The following is a 14,815-nucleotide window of genomic DNA, read 5'->3' as shown; positions in this document are numbered from 1 at the left end:
AGGCGTCAAATGGGTGGCGAAAGCGTCGGATCAGTTGACGATTCGCTGCCTGCCCTACCGCCTTCGCAGCGAGCAGGCTCCTACAGTCGATGCGGTCAAACGAACACAGCCATTCCCAACATCTCCCGCGCTATACGATCCGCATTCACAAACGCTCGCGAATAACTGCCGGACGACGGCACGTAGTGGTTGTAGTACGTCGCTCCCTCAACGATGGGGCCGGTTATCCACAGGTGGTGCTGCGCCTTGCCGTGACTGTCCACATACACACCCTCTCCATCTTCAGCCGCGCTGTGGACAATTCCGGCGGCGCGTAATTGGCGGATGATCCCGGGGTAGCCATCGGCTTTTCGTGCCTCACTGCCATGGGCATGCACGCAGGCGTTCAGCACCAAGGTGCGTCCGTCCCCCAATGCGACTGAAACGGCGCCATTGTCAGCGTTGTAAATAACATGGGCGCTATGAACCCACTGAATGACGCCTGCCTCGGCCAGCGCCAGCAACTCTTGATGCCGTTCTTTTTGCGGTCCAGCGACCATGCGGTTGACCAGGGGAGCGTATTCGTTGAAGAAGACCGTGTGTGAAGTCGGCGTCAGGCCTCTGTTATCCACAACTCGCCTGAGCTGTTCGCGGCAGCTTCTCCACACCTCAACGGCTGCCTTTATCGGGCTGTGGTCCAGATCAAGAATGCTCTCGTGGAGATCATCGCGGATGAACGCTTCAATCCACCCTTGATAATTATCCACAGGGGCAGCCATGCTGCGAGGGTTGTACACGCTGTCAGCCAGAAGCGGGACCTCAAAAAGCTCGGCAAGCTCGTGATGTTTGGCTTCGATCTCGCCCAGGTAAAACGCAGTCGCGACCTCCGATTTGATACGTAGCGCTGACTCGCTTCGGCGCATTGCAACCATGCCGAAGTACTCCGCGAGCATCTCGGCCTTGAGCAGCGGTAGCACGTGAGCTTCAAAGTCCAGCCCGTCCGGGTGCCGGGCGCGAAGATCGGCCACCGCAGCCAGCGTGAAGATCAGCGCGGGCGCTCCCATACGATGGGGCGTGATGTCGGGGCGTGTGCGGTAAGGCAGACCGCTGCGGGAGTACATGAACACCTGCGGTTCCTGACCTGACGTCAGATAGCGCAGTCCCTCGGGTCCTTGCATAAAGCGCCCGCCTCTACCGACCGTCAACCCGGCGACGACATCCATTGCGGCCAGGCCGATCCCCTCAACGCCCACCGCATCTGTGGCTGAAATCGTTTGAAGCGAAAACGGTTGTGGATAAGCCTTGAGGCGCGTTGTTATCTGCACGTCTTGTGCAGGTACAGACGGCTTTGCAGCGTGACCGACCGTGATCAAAAGCCAGTCAACACGGTGTTTTTTATCCCCTGTGGACAATTCAAAACGGCCCAGATCGGTGTAGTCGACGTTATCCACAGTCCGCGCATGATGGATCACCCGAATCTGCTCGGGCAGCGTCCGAATCACCTCGTCATAAGTCCACGCGAGGTATTCGCCTAGCCAGGAACGGGGCAGAAATTCATTGGGTTTCACCACACGTTCAGCGGATTTGAAACGCAGACACCACTCGTAGAAATTCGGCCCTTGTCGGCCCGTCAACCCGCCCAGAGCAGCCTGATCAGGGAACATGGAAATCTGCGACGCCACAGTGTTGAGCATCAAATATTCGGGCTGCTCAACCGAATGCAGGCCCGGCCCCGGCCGATGGGGATCGAACACATTGATTTCCAACCGCCGCTCACCCTCGCCTGCCAACGCGCAAAGACGCTCCAGGACGGTCAGCCCACGTGACCCACAGCCGACAATGCCAATTTTGATTGCCGGTTTTTGCCCGACTTTATCCACAGGGGGCGTGTCTAGGAAGGACCCATCAAGGCGCAGATCGGCACTCAATTCCATCTCAGCGTTTCTCCGAAGAACGAGTCGATGGCAACGGCGCGGCCATCCGCTAGCGCGGTGTCTACAACGAATTTGCTCAACGCTAGGTCCAGCACACCCAGCCCGAAAGGCGAGAAGATTGAGGGTTTGCCTGGATCAAGCTGCACTTCGCCGCGAATCAACCCCGCCAGTGTGCCGTTCATGAATTCACGGTTGCCGGTCACTTGCTCCGCCAAATGCGGCGAGGTATTGGCCTTCATACAATGCTCGACGTCATCGCACAGATTGTTAGCCGTCAGCAGCAGTTGAGGGGCAACGTCGCGCAACGAAATGTTCAGCACCACCTGACCGGCGCGGAACGCCATCGGCGGCTTCACGTACGGCTCGCCCGCCGTGGTGGCGAAGATCACGAGATCTGCCGCCAGCGCGTCTTCCAATGAGCCCGTGCGGGTTGTGCATAAGTCGGTCTGCTCAATGAATCCCTTCAACGCCAGGGCCGACGCGTCGTCAAAGTCGTGCACCACCGCTTGTTCGATCTCCCAACCTTCAACCGCCAGCATCCGAGCAATGTTGCGGGCGATAACGCCTGCGCCGATAAATCCCACAGACTTCGCCTGACGCGACTGACCATTGAGCCAGTAAGCGCCTGACACCGCTGACGCCGCTGTTCTGACCGCGCTGATCCGAGCGCCTTCAAGGCAGGCATAGGGGTAGCCCGTTTCGCGATCATTGAGAATCACCACCGCCGAGGCGCGAGGTTTTTGCTGAGCCACGTTACCGGGAAAGCTGGAAATCCATTTGATGCCCGCGACAGCGTCCTCGCCCTCCAGCGATGCGGGTAGGGCGATGATGCGGTTGGCCGGTTGCTGTGGAAAACGCAGGAAGTAGCTGTCCGGGTTGAGGGTCTGACCGTCGTGGTGTTGCAGATAAACCTGTTCGACGCGCGCGACCATGGTGTGCGCCTGGCGGTCGAGGATGTCCTTGATCACGGCGCCCGGGATGACATGGAATTCAGACATTCAACGCTTCCCCCTCGAAGGTGTGGACGTAGGTGTTCAGGTAGCGGCTGATGGGCTGCGACGACAGCGCGGCCAGCTCGGCTCGCCCGAATTTCTGCATGACCCATTCATCGTTGTAGATCGTTTCGAGGTAGCGCTCGCCAGCGTCGGGGGAGATCGCCACCACCACCGCATCTTTGGGAATCCCCAGCGAGGGCGCCGCCAGACCCGCGACCACCGTGCCGGTCGATCCCCCCGCCAAGACGCCGTTGGACTTGGCCAGCCAGCGACACATCGCGACGGTGGCGCGCTCATCGACCACTTGCTGTTTGTGCAGATGTTTGGCGCGGAAAATCGGCGGCATCTGGCTCGAACCCAATCCAGGAATGAAGCGCTTCCCCGGCGCCTGGCCAAACGTCACCGACCCGGTGCTGTCCACAGCGATGATCTTGGTGCGTGGCGAATGCTTGCGGAAATACTGCACGCAGCCCATCAACGTGCCCGTGGTGCCCGCGCCAACCACCAGGTAATCCAGCGCCGGAAATGCGATGTGAATCGAGCGCGCCGTGGTTTGCTCATGGGTGCGGGCGTTGGCCGGGTTGCTGTACTGGTTGAGCCACAGATAACGCGGATCGCGGGCCACGGTGTCGCGGATGTAGCGAATGCGAGTGCCCAGGTAGCCGTCGTTATCGTCGCGCTCGGTGACAATCACGATCTGCGCGCCGAAGGCTTCCATCATCTTGATGTTGTGCAGGTTGGTGTTGGGGTCGACCACACAACAAAACTTGTAGCCTCGCTCGGCACAGATCATTGCCAGGGCCACACCGAGGTTGCCCGAAGATGACTCGATCAACACCGTGTCCCTGTGGATAAGTCGGCGCTCGGCATAAGAGTCGATCAGGCCGATGGCGGTTTTCATCTTGATCGAACCGGCTGGGTTACAGGACTCCAGCTTGAGGTGCAGATTCTCGAACCCTAACCCCTTGAGCCGGACGAAGTTCGAATCGCCCACGATATGCGAGATGAAGTTCATGGCCGTGCCTCAGCCCGTGCGGCCATTAAGCGCTTGGGATGTGCCACCACCGGCGCCAGTTGCCGAGGTTGCGTGGCGAGCAAGGCGTCGGTCAGTTGCTGGGCGCGCAGCGCGACCATGGAAAACGACTGCGCGTCACTGATGCCGTGGGTTTTTTCTGACGTGCCGTTGGCCAGAATCTGCACGCCCTCGCTGTTTTGCAGGCCCACGCGGTAGTGCCGGTCCACGGCCAGATGGCCGTCCTCTTCGCGCAGCAGCCAGGGTTGCAGCAGGGTCAGCAGCGGCGGCACCGCGAGCTGTTCATAACCAGTGCCAAGGACAATACCATCGACATAAAGCGTGGTTTCAAGCCCCGTGTTGCTGTCGCGCAGAACGACGGAATACGCGTCGCCCACCTTCTCCACCGAGATGACGCTGGACCACGTGTGCAGTTTCAAACGCTGATGCCCACTGACTTCGCCTTCGTACATGAAGGAGTACAAAGCCTGACTTTCATCGGCGTCGATGCCTGCGTAGTTGGTCGAACGGATCTCGTCGAACACCTTGCTGCGACGCGATGGCTCCAGTTGGTGGAAGTAATCGACCTGCTCTGGCAAGAACGCCATGTTCGGAAACTGCCCCAGTTGCCCGACCCGGAAACCCACGCCCCTGTGGACAGAATGCACTTGCGTGGTTGGCGCGGCACCGAGCAGATGCGCCACCGCCTCGCCTGCACTTTGGCCCGACCCCAGCACCAGCCAGCGCTGGGCAATCGGGCCGCCGCCCAAATGAATGTTCTTCAGGTACTGCGAGGTGTGAAAAACCCGCCCGCCCAGATGAGGCGCGAACGCTTCGGGGATGTTGGGCAAGCTGCCGTGGGAAAGCACCAGCCGTTTGGTGCGATAGGTCCCTTGAGTGGTGACCACATCGACGGCGCGCAGGATGCCTTTTTCTGCAACGGGTAACACATCCAGCACGCCTTCGTCGTAGGACACATAGTCTTTCAGTTGTGAGGCGACCCACCCGATGTAGTCGGACCATTCCACTCGGCTTGCAGGACGTCCCAGCAAGCCGAACTTGTACAGCCGCCCTTTCTCCTTGAGGTACATCGCGAAGGAGAAACGGCTGCGGGGATTGCGCGGCGTCACCAGGTCGCGAAAGACGTGGTGGTTGATGTCAGTGCCCGCCAGCAGGAAGGCGCCGTGCCAGGTCGAATCGCGCCCTTTCTCAAAAAAACGGACACGCTGAAACGGCTTCTTGCCGTTGTCTTCCGCTTCGTCTTCCAGCGCACAGGCCAGTGCGATACCGGCGGGACCGAAGCCGACCGACACGACGTCCAGCTCCTGACGCAAACCCTCGATTTCAAACTGATTCATGGTGGTTCTTCCTGAAAGGTTCAAAGACTTGGCGAGCCGAGAGCGGCCCGATTCAACACAGCAGCCGTCTTTCATGGACGCGCTTGTCGGCGTAGACCCAAAGCGAAACCCGGGCGTGATCGTTTTCCCCATCGCTGAAACGGATAGGGCCTGCGGGTGTGGAAAACTCATCGGAACGCAGCGCCGTTAGCAGGCTGCGGTGCTGGCGAACGGCGAGGTCTATCAGAGAGAACGCGGCCAACGTCTCAATGGCGTAGACCGGCGCCGGTTCGCCGTAGATCCGCTGGTACGCCCGATCCACTGATTGGGCCTCGGGCAGATCGCTGGCGATGGGAAAGCTGACCACGTACACAGTGCCGGTCTGCGGTAGTCCGCTCACCAACGCAGGTGATGCAGCATCGTCGGTGAAAAACAGCGGTAATCCACAATCTGAGAGGCGGTTTTCCACAAGGAACTGGCGGCTGGCTTTCAATCGTCCACAAAAAACCAGCGCGTCGGCTTGAACGGTGTCTTGAACAATCTGCACTGTGGATAACTTGACAGCGTTCTCAAGCTCTTTTAACTGGCGCTGACCGTGCAGGCTTTGATCGGCGAACAGCGCAAGCTTGAGCAGGCCCTGAGTGTCGGCAAACGCCAGCAGCCGTTTTGCCAACACCTTGTCCGAAGCGCATACCCTGAACGTGGTGCGGCCCTCTTCGGTCAAGGCCGCAGCAGTCGAGGCCGGGAGGATCAGCGGAATGCCCGCCTGTGCATAACTCTCCACCACGGCGGCAGCAGACTCGGACGCGAAATGGCCGATCACCGCGTCCACCCGCGCGTCGATAAAACGCTCGGCCGCCGCACGACCGCCAGCAGCCGTGGCGCCATCGTCGAAGTAGAAATGCTGAGCACGCCGGACTTGGCTGAATAAATGGCTTGAGAGGTATACGCCACGCAAAAAGCTGCGGGCATGCAGCGTGGTGCCGACGTCCAACGCGGCGCAGATACCCAGGCGCATCATGACAATGCCACCTCGGTGAACCGGCTGGGGTTGAACGCTTTCATGATCGAGCGATGGTCAGCATCCATCGACACGCCCGCCGTCAAACCGCGGAGTTCGAAAGACAGCAACTCTGCGACGCTCGGCGCCATCTTGAAGCCGATGCCACAAAAGCCTGTGGCCAGATAAATGTGGCTGTTGGCGCTGGAACGACCCATCAGCGGCCGACCGTCATCGGTGTAGGCATCCCAAGCGACCTGAGTGACGACCGGAAGGCTGTGTTGCGTGTCAAAGCCCAGCTTGGCGATGCGCGCCATCACGTCCTGTTCGTTATCCATTACAGACAGGTTCAAGTGGCTTGCGTGGTCCGCGCGATGGCGGCGCTGCCCGCCCACTTGCATCAAGGTGCGTCCAAGCGGCAGCAAATAGGTGTTCAGATGATGCGCGATGACCGGCATGCTCGGGGCTTCGTCGCAACTCACCCGAGTAAACGGAATGGTGCGGGCGTGCACCGCGCCAGGCGGCCTCGGCAGCGGACCATCAGCACCGCAGGCGTCGACGACCCAGGTCGCCTCCAGACACAATTTGCCCGCGTGCACTTGAACTGAGCCTTCGCGTTCGACGCAATGATCCACCGCGAGATGATCGAGAAACGTTGCCTTCTCACTGACGTAACGGCACAGGTTCGAGACCGCCGACAAGGCATCGACCATGCCGCCATCACGTTCGATGAGCAGGCATTCGTCATCGCAAAAGGCGCTGAAGCGACCGTTGTCCAGCGCGCTGACCGACGCATGCAGCTCGACGTTTTGCGTGCCCACGGCATCGAGATAACGGCCGCAGATTTCAGAATTGGCGATGTACGCGACGCCAGTGCGTTTGAGCGCCTGTTCGAACACGGCATGAACGATCCCCGTCGTGCCGTGATGCGCGCCGCGTCGCGTCAGCGGGCGCAACGCGGGGTCCAGCTCCAGAGCCCGAACGATGCCGCCGGTATCACGCGTCGCCCCTTGGCCGCCGCCGATACCCTTTTCCATAAGGGCAACGTCGAGGCCGCTTTCGACGAGCGCTGCGGCAATCGACGCGCCCATGACACCCGCGCCGATCACGATCACATCGAATGACGTTTTCATCAGCGTCTCCTGATCAGATCTCGTACTCAACGGCGCTGACGTACACCAGCTGATGAAATACTTCGTTCTCCGTGAAACGGCAGTAGCGCAGAATCTGCTTGGCCAAATCCGGAAACACTGGCGCACCAATCGCCCCGATCAACGCCATGTAAGGCAGGATGCGTTTGCCGAGCAATTGGCGATCACGGGCCGCGTTGATCACGTCGCTGAGCAAGACGGCCAGACCTTTCATGCTGAAGTGATCCACCGAAGTCACTTCGAACCAGCGCGCTACCAGTAGCTTGATCGCCGCCGCATCCGCAGACGTGACCTTCAGGCTGTCGCCCTCCACACGCTCCCGCTCGGCCTGCGCGGCGAGTTTCACCAGCACCTCGTTGAAAGTTTGCTCGCGCCAGGCGGCGAATTTTTCGACATCGAAGTCATCGGTGTCTTGCTCCGGCGCAATCAACGCCAGATAGAACCGGGCGCTGTCGGTGCAGGCGTCGGCCACCAGGTCCCGCGCCCAGATCGCGTAATTGCGGCTGGTGGAGAGGTTTTTGCCGTTCAGGGTCAGGAATTGATTGGTATAGAAGGTCTGACGCATGCGGTAGCTGTGCATGGTTTGCAGCAGTGCGGGGTAAACCATCATGTGGCTGAACGCGCAGTCGTAGCCAAGGAAATGCACCAATCGGCCTTTGCCCGAGCGGCAGTACTCGTCGTATTCCCAAGGCGCGTGCTTGTGTTCGTTGAGGTATTCGCGGAACGCGCCGAGATAACCCGACAGGCCCATCACCCAGGTGTGAATGCGTCGGCTGCCGTCGGGCTTGAGGTCTAAGCCGCCGTCGTGAGGACGTGTGATGCCCCAATCAATCGGCCCGATTTCGAATTCTTCGTTGAGGAAGCGGCGAATGAAAGGGCGCAGCGGAACGTGTTCGAAAGTGCTCTGTAGATGGCTGCGGAAATTGGAGAGCGCCAGAAATTCACGCTCGACGGGTCGCCAAATCATTTGGGACGAACACAGCTTGCAGCGAAACTCGGTCATCTTCGACGCGTTGGGCGTGTGGGCGCATTCCTCGCACTGGCTGGCGTCGGAGTCAGAACCGCAATGATCGCAATTGCCCCGCCCAAACGCCTCATAGCCCCATTTGTCGCACTGTTCGCAATAGGGTTCCTGGCTGACTTTTCTGTAAATGGCCCCCGCCTTCATCGCCGATTCGTAGGTTTCTTCGACCGCCTTCTTGAAATAGTTATTGCGATAAGGGCGCATCCAGAAATCAACTTCAATCCCCATCTTTTTCAGGGTGTCGTTGATCTTGTCGGTGTTTTCCAGCGCCAGCTCCTGGGGCGATCGGTCCAGTTCGATGCCACGGCGCAGCATGTAGGACTGATAGTCATCGGAATAGGAAACCAGCGTGCAGTCATGCCCGCGCTGGCGTTGTGCGCGGGTGTAGATATCCGCTGCCAGAAACGGCCCGGCCATGTGACCGATGTGCAGGTCGCCGTTCGGGGTGGGCGGTGTAATGGTGACCAGGAGCTTGCCCATTACGAAGCCCTCTGATCGGACACGTCATGGATCGTCGCTTTTTGCAGCGCGAACTCGTTCAGGGCGACGGCCTGTTGGGCGTCTTCGTCGAGGAAACGGTTGGCCGAATCGCGGTCCCACCAGACCACGTAGAAGTGAAAATCTTCGTCGGTGTCGTTAAGGACGTAATGGTCGGTGTGTTTCGGAATGGCGGCGATATCGCCCATGGTGAAGGGGTAGGTCTGATCGCCAACGACCAACTTGGCCGTGCCTTTGATGCCGATGAAGAACTCTTGATCGATCTGGGTGTGGGACAAGGACTTGGTGCCGGGACGAACAACGCACCAACCGCCACCAATCGGGGTCGGATAACCGTCCCACGGCAAAAGCCGGGACCCGTCCAGATCGTATTCATGAACCAGTTTGTCCCACGCCATGGGACGGAAAATTTGAAAGTCTGTCATGAAGTGTCTCCTTCAACCCGGAGCATCCTTGCTCGTTGTTTTGCCGGCGCTAGCCAAGGCTTAACGACGCCGTTGAGTTGAGGGATAAGCTGAAGAAATTCGGGAAGGGGAGCAAACAAGAAATATGCAATCAGTGGTTAAGTTTGACTTAACTCAAGTTTGCTTAATCTTCATATTTATTAGGTGCTTAACGGATTATTCAGCGTGAAATCATCGCTTGCTACACCCTAAAGCAGGGCTTAACTGTCGCGATAAAAAGGGGCGGATGTATTGAAACTTGTGGGAGCGAATTCTTTCGCGAAAAATGGATCAGTCGCTACAAATGCATCGTCTGAACTGACTTTTCGCGAATGAGTTCGCTCCTACAGGGGGGCCGCGATTCTCCAGCAGGTAGCATGTGAACGGTATAGCCGCCGTAAATAGGCACCCCACTCCTCAGCGCGTCGTGAATTCCCGTTGGGTGGCTATCGCCTGGGACACCAGCCAATCCCGGAACTGACGGCTGGATTTAGGCAGGATGGCGGTCTCGTCGTAGACCAGGTAATACGCGATGGGCGTGTCGATCGTCGCGCGAAACGGCACCACCAGCCTCCCTGACGACAGCTCCTCGCGGACCAGCGACCGGCGCACCAGTGCGATGCCCATGCCCGCCAACGCGGCCTCGATCACGCCGTTGGAATCCACAAATACCGAGCCTCTGTGCACCGCAGCTTCAGCGTCCTCGATGCCCACCGCCCGCAGCCACAGCGCCCAGTCTTCGCGGTGTTCGTCGTGCAGCAGGTTGTAATTCTTGAGGTCGATGGGCGATGACAGAAAGCGCGACTCCGGCAGCAGGCTCGGCGCGCATACCGGCTGCAGACGGTCGTTGATCAGCATCTCGACCTCCAGGCCCGGATAGCGTCCAAGCCCGTGGCGCACGGCGAAATCCACCCCGTCGCCCAACAGGTCAACCAGTCGATTGGTCGTGCTGATCAACACTTCGATGGCAGGGCAGATCGCCTGAAAATCCGGCAGGCGCGGCAACAGCCATTGCATTGCAAAGCCGCTGGTGCAACTGACCGTGATGGTATTGGGGCCGTTGTCGCTCATCAGCCGCTGGGTCGCGTCTGAGATCTGGCCTAATGCGGGGCGGATCGCGCGTAAGTAAATCTTACCTTCGGGGGTCAGCTCCAGACGCTTGGTGTTGCGGATGAACAGGGTGACGCCCACGGCTTTTTCCAACTTGGCAATCTGTTGGCTGATCGCCGCCGGTGTGACGAAAAGCTCGCCCGCCGCGCTCTTCATGCTGGCGTGACGCCCCGTCGCTTCAAAGCAAAGCAACGCGTACAAGGGCGGGAATTTCATGCCGGTCCTTAGTTAAGAAAATCAGTTAAGAAAATCTAATGTGCGTTAGAAAAGCTCGCTTGAGCACGACTGGAGAGACTGCTCAAATCATCACACCCCGGCTCGACAAGCGTCAATCCACAACTTTCGCGCCGTCCGTTTCAAGCATTGGATTTGGGAAGGAAGTGCCATGCGTCCATCTGATTATGTTCGGCTGCTTCTTCTCGCTGCGATCTGGGGAGCAAGTTTTCTGTTCATGCGCGTGGCCGCCCCAGTATTAGGCGCACTGCCTACCGCATTCTTCCGGGTGTCAATCGCGGCCATCGGTTTATTCGTCATCCTGGCGATGTTCAAAACCCGCCACGATTTCCAGGGCAAACTCAAAGCGACCATGGTGCTAGGTATCATCAACTCGGGTATTCCGTTTTTGATGTACAGCATGGCGGCTTTGCTATTACCCGCCGGATACTCCGCCATTCTCAATGCCACCACGCCGTTAATGGGCGTCTTGATCGGGTCCATGTTTTTCAATGACACGCTGACTCCGAAAAAAGCAGCGGGTGTATTGGTGGGCTTGTTGGGGATCACCTTGTTGACCACCACCGGCCCGATGACCTTCACCGACACGGTGGTGATGGGTGCTCTGGCCTGTTTGGTCGCAACCACTTGCTACGGCGTGGCAGGGTTTCTCACCCGCCAGTGGATTGCCGACAAAGGCGGTCTCGACGCCAAACTCGTCGCGTTTGGCAGTCAAATCGGCGCAACGCTGTTTCTCGCGCCGTTCTTCGGCATCTCGGCCACCGTCAACCCGCCCGCCAGCTGGGGAGATTCAACGGTCTGGTTGTCCCTTCTCGCAGTGGGTTTTGTGTGTACGGCCTGCGCCTACATTCTGTATTTCCGGCTGATTGCTGACATCGGCCCGGTCCGCTCACTGACCGTCACCTTTTTGATCCCGCCATTCGGGGTGCTCTGGGGCGTGATGTTCCTGGATGAACACTTGTCGGCGGGTCATCTGTACGGTGGCGGGCTGATTTGTCTGGCCGTGTGGTTCGTGCTCAGCAAGAGCAGGCCCAAACCGTTACCCGAATCACGGGACAACCCCGCCACCACCTGATTCACGCACTTATCCACAGCTGAATCCGTAACGAGACTGTCTGGTGGCGACCGCCAGACTCGGCCTTTCTTCGCTCGGCATTTACTCATGGATCTGCCGGACCGGAGATAACGACACGTTCTGGAATGACTGACATGGCATCACTCACACACGCGTTCACCCTTCAGCTTTCGGGCTGTGGCATCCGGGCGGAGTCAGTACGATGAGCAGAGCGATTCCCTTGATTGCCCTTCGCACCTTCGTCGAGGTGTGCAAGGTGGGCAGTATGAAACGCGCCGCCGATCACCTGTGCGTCTCCCCCGCCGCCATCAGCCAGCAGATCAAAGGGCTGGAAGATCAAATTGGAAAACGTCTGTTCGAACGCGACGCCAAAGGCATTCAGCTCACCACCAGTGGCCGCAGCCTGTTCGATGAGCTGTCCGACACCTTCGACGTGATCGAAAAAGCCTGGTCTGGCGCGGCCCTCAAACAGCCTCGCCAGACCCGCCTGGTCATCAGCACCACGTCCACCATCGCCAGCTCCTGGCTGATCCCCGCGCTGGGAGATTTCAAAGAGCGCTGCCCGACCATCGAAATCTCGATACAGATTTGCAATGGCCTCTCGGATCTCAAGCATGGCCATGTGGATATCTCTATTCAGCGAGAAATGGCCAGCAGCCCGGACAACCATGCCACCCGCCTCTGGTCGTCTTATTTGATCCCCGTGTGCAGTCCAAACTTGCTCACCAAACAACGGACCATCGACAGTCCACAAGACTGCCTGACTTATCCACTGCTGCAAGACACCGAACGCAACTACTGGAAGGTGTGGATGAATGCGTTCGGTGTGAACAACCGCAAAATGATCCAGGGATCGAGTTATGGCGATGAATCCCTGTTGATAAGTGCCGCTTGCGCGGGTCAAGGGATTGCCTTGGTCAACAACGTGTTTGCGTCCGAAGCCCTGCGCTCCAAGCGCCTGGTGCAAGTGACCAACGCTACGTCCGAACTGAAATTCGATTACTTCGTGTACTGCGCCAAAGAGCGGCGCGAGGAATGGGCTATCGTCGAGTTCATGAAGTGGGCGGTACAACAGGCGGGCAAGACGGCAAAGGGGCATGTTCGTGAAGCAGCGAGTGTGCACAAGGTCGCGTGAGTTCAAACACCTGCGAGGTTTCACCGGCGACCTAGTTACACCCTCTTTTTAAACCACTTACGGGTGTTTTTTTTCCTCTATTGATTCCTGTGGACGATAGTCCGTCAGCCTTCAGACAGGCGGAGCGGCATACAGTGAACGGCATTCAAGTCTTCACGTATGATGCGGCGCCTGCGCTCGGGTGCCTTTTGCGCCCAATCCCATACCCACGTTTTCGCCCTGTGCCCGTCAGAGATTTTCCTCGCGATACCTGAGGCAGAAAGGCTTTTTAGAATAATCAGAATGCAAACGATCAAAGCCCTCAGTCGGCGCTTCAAACAAAAAAAATACCTGCTGGTCGCCATCGCTGTCCTCGTCGCATTGGCCGTTGCATGGGCGGTCCACTCTCACTCGGTCGTTGAACGAAAAGCTCGCAGAGCCATGCTGCCGCGCGTCTTGCCCACCGTGCAGACTCACGACCTCGGCGGCTCGTCGACGCTGACGCTATTCGTGCCCAATGTGTCGAAAAAAACCATCGTCATCGCTGTGCCTGTGGACAACGATCTGGAGACCAAGCGCCTGCGGAAACTGAGTTTCGATGCCTCCGCCACCGTTGTGAAGATCGAGCTTTCACCTTCCGATTGCCTGCAGGCCCTTCGCAAATTCGACGAGTCCTTGCGACGCTTCGCGCCGACTGCCGATATTGTCGTAGGGCTCGATGAAGAGGCCATGCTGGCGCAGCGTTGGCTCTCCCTGCAAACAAATGAACGGGCGGTCGCCGTTTCGCTGACGACCGATGGCATTGGCGAGGCCAGCAAGGAAGTCTGCGCAGACCCCGCCACCGTGCTCCCGTCAAAAGGGACATGGCACAACCTGACGTCGAACAAATTGACGGTTTGGGAAAACGGCGTCGCGACTCACGTCACCACACCGATGACGCCGAAAAAGCTGATTTCCGAGGAACTGGAAACGTATCTGCGTCATACGATTCTCAACATCCCCGAACTGAACATGCTCAACAAACTGCCGTTGATTGAACTGCCTGCCGCCAGCCCCAGCGACACACTAACGCTCTTTTATTCAGGTGATGGCGGTTGGCGGGGACTGGACAAGCGTGTTTCGGAACATCTGTCCGACGCCGATATCGCCGTCGTCGGCGTCGATGCGCTGGAGTATTACTGGGACTTCAAAAGCCCGGAAAAAAGCGCCCAAGAGTTGTCCCAAATGATGGAACACTACCGCCAGAAATGGGGTATCAAACACTTCATTCTCACCGGCTATTCGTTTGGCGCCGATGTACTCCCCGCGCTCTACAATCGCTTGCCTGTTAGCGATCAGGCCGATGTTCAGAGCATTGTGCTGCTGTCGTTCGCACGTAGCGCCAACTTCGAAATCCGCATCGAAGGCATGATGGGCAAAGACACCGGCAAATACCCGACAGGCCCGGAAATGGCGCGACTCCCTGCGAGTAAGGTGTTCTGTGTGTACGGCACGGATGAAGCGCGCAAGAGCGGGTGTACAGATGCCACCGTCGTCGGAAAGACTGTCGGAATTCCAGGTAATCACCATTTCAACGATGATTACGAAACGTTATCCACCTACCTGATTGATTTCATCAAACGCACATCCGCCCTCTGATTGGTGGCATTAGCGCAGCAAGAATCGGAGCGTATTGATCACGACCGGGACGCACCATGAGTCATCAACGAAGTCAGGATCAACCGCGTGCACGTCCACCCAGATGTGCTCATGGACGGCCACGCCAATCGGATCGATCCGGACAAATGGACGCCATTGATCATGAGCTTTCAGAAGTTCTATGGCCTGAGCGGACAGGTGCATGCGTCCGGACTGTCCGAAATACCGGAACAGGCGTATGAGCCGCTGGCGAAGGTTTAAATTTTTCAGA

The 14,815-nt window shown here is 58.3% G+C and carries 13 protein-coding genes; 4 read left to right on the top strand and 9 right to left on the bottom strand.

All coding sequences use genetic code 11. The features are described 5' to 3' along the window. Positions 1 to 95 precede the first annotated feature (95 nt). The 9 genes from GVN17_RS04095 to gcvA form a co-directional block, all read right to left on the bottom strand. Positions 96 to 1,913, bottom strand: a complete 1,818-nt coding sequence (locus tag GVN17_RS04095) for an FAD/NAD(P)-binding protein (protein WP_166593959.1) — start codon at positions 1,911 to 1,913, stop codon at positions 96 to 98. Then, complete coding sequence (gene sbnB, locus GVN17_RS29860; protein ID WP_166593958.1) at positions 1,904 to 2,911, bottom strand: 2,3-diaminopropionate biosynthesis protein SbnB; 1,008 nt, start codon at positions 2,909 to 2,911, stop codon at positions 1,904 to 1,906. Before sbnB ends, GVN17_RS04095 begins: the two co-directional genes overlap by 10 nt. Continuing rightward, a complete protein-coding gene (gene sbnA / locus GVN17_RS29855; protein ID WP_166593957.1) occupies positions 2,904 to 3,923 on the bottom strand; it encodes a 2,3-diaminopropionate biosynthesis protein SbnA in 1,020 nt (339 codons plus the stop codon). Before sbnA ends, sbnB begins: the two co-directional genes overlap by 8 nt. After that, positions 3,920 to 5,278: a SidA/IucD/PvdA family monooxygenase gene (locus tag GVN17_RS04080; protein ID WP_166593956.1), complete on the bottom strand. Its 1,359-nt coding sequence runs from the start codon at positions 5,276 to 5,278 to the stop codon at positions 3,920 to 3,922. Before GVN17_RS04080 ends, sbnA begins: the two co-directional genes overlap by 4 nt. Before the next feature lie 52 nt (positions 5,279 to 5,330). Next, on the bottom strand, positions 5,331 to 6,278 hold the full coding sequence (locus GVN17_RS04075; protein ID WP_166593955.1) for an ABC transporter substrate-binding protein: 948 nt from the start codon (positions 6,276 to 6,278) through the stop codon (positions 5,331 to 5,333). Continuing rightward, a complete protein-coding gene (locus tag GVN17_RS04070) occupies positions 6,275 to 7,390 on the bottom strand; it encodes an FAD-binding oxidoreductase (RefSeq protein WP_166593954.1) in 1,116 nt (371 codons plus the stop codon). The genes GVN17_RS04075 and GVN17_RS04070 overlap by 4 nt, the downstream gene beginning before the upstream one ends. 13 nt (positions 7,391 to 7,403) lie before the next feature. Continuing rightward, positions 7,404 to 8,912 carry a methionine--tRNA ligase gene (locus GVN17_RS04065; RefSeq protein WP_166593953.1) on the bottom strand — a complete coding sequence of 503 codons (1,509 nt, stop codon included), beginning with the start codon at positions 8,910 to 8,912 and terminating at the stop codon, positions 7,404 to 7,406. Further along, positions 8,912 to 9,355 carry a cupin domain-containing protein gene (locus GVN17_RS04060; protein ID WP_166593952.1) on the bottom strand — a complete coding sequence of 148 codons (444 nt, stop codon included), beginning with the start codon at positions 9,353 to 9,355 and terminating at the stop codon, positions 8,912 to 8,914. Before GVN17_RS04060 ends, GVN17_RS04065 begins: the two co-directional genes overlap by 1 nt. 435 nt (positions 9,356 to 9,790) lie before the next feature. Then, positions 9,791 to 10,699, bottom strand: a complete 909-nt coding sequence (gcvA, locus tag GVN17_RS04055) for a transcriptional regulator GcvA (RefSeq protein ID WP_166593951.1) — start codon at positions 10,697 to 10,699, stop codon at positions 9,791 to 9,793. A gap of 169 nt (positions 10,700 to 10,868) precedes the next feature. On the opposite strand from gcvA, the gene GVN17_RS04050 reads away from it, so the two are divergent. The 4 genes from GVN17_RS04050 to GVN17_RS04035 all read left to right on the top strand — a co-directional run bounded on the left by GVN17_RS04050 (position 10,869) and on the right by GVN17_RS04035 (position 14,805). Beyond that, positions 10,869 to 11,792, top strand: a complete 924-nt coding sequence (locus GVN17_RS04050) for a DMT family transporter (RefSeq protein WP_166593950.1) — start codon at positions 10,869 to 10,871, stop codon at positions 11,790 to 11,792. 202 nt (positions 11,793 to 11,994) lie between these two features. Beyond that, complete coding sequence (locus GVN17_RS04045; protein ID WP_166593949.1) at positions 11,995 to 12,927, top strand: LysR substrate-binding domain-containing protein; 933 nt, start codon at positions 11,995 to 11,997, stop codon at positions 12,925 to 12,927. Between the two features lie 159 nt (positions 12,928 to 13,086). Next, on the top strand, positions 13,087 to 14,544 hold the full coding sequence (locus GVN17_RS04040) for a virulence factor family protein (RefSeq protein WP_166593948.1): 1,458 nt from the start codon (positions 13,087 to 13,089) through the stop codon (positions 14,542 to 14,544). A gap of 87 nt (positions 14,545 to 14,631) precedes the next feature. Further along, entirely contained in the window at positions 14,632 to 14,805 is a 174-nt protein-coding gene (locus GVN17_RS04035) for a hypothetical protein (RefSeq protein WP_218576086.1), read from the top strand. The last annotated feature ends 10 nt before the right edge of the window (positions 14,806 to 14,815 follow it).

This window comes from Pseudomonas sp. SLFW, assembly GCF_009905615.1.
GTDB lineage: Bacteria > Pseudomonadota > Gammaproteobacteria > Pseudomonadales > Pseudomonadaceae > Aquipseudomonas > Aquipseudomonas bambusae.
This window is presented reverse-complemented; position numbering and strand designations above follow the sequence as displayed.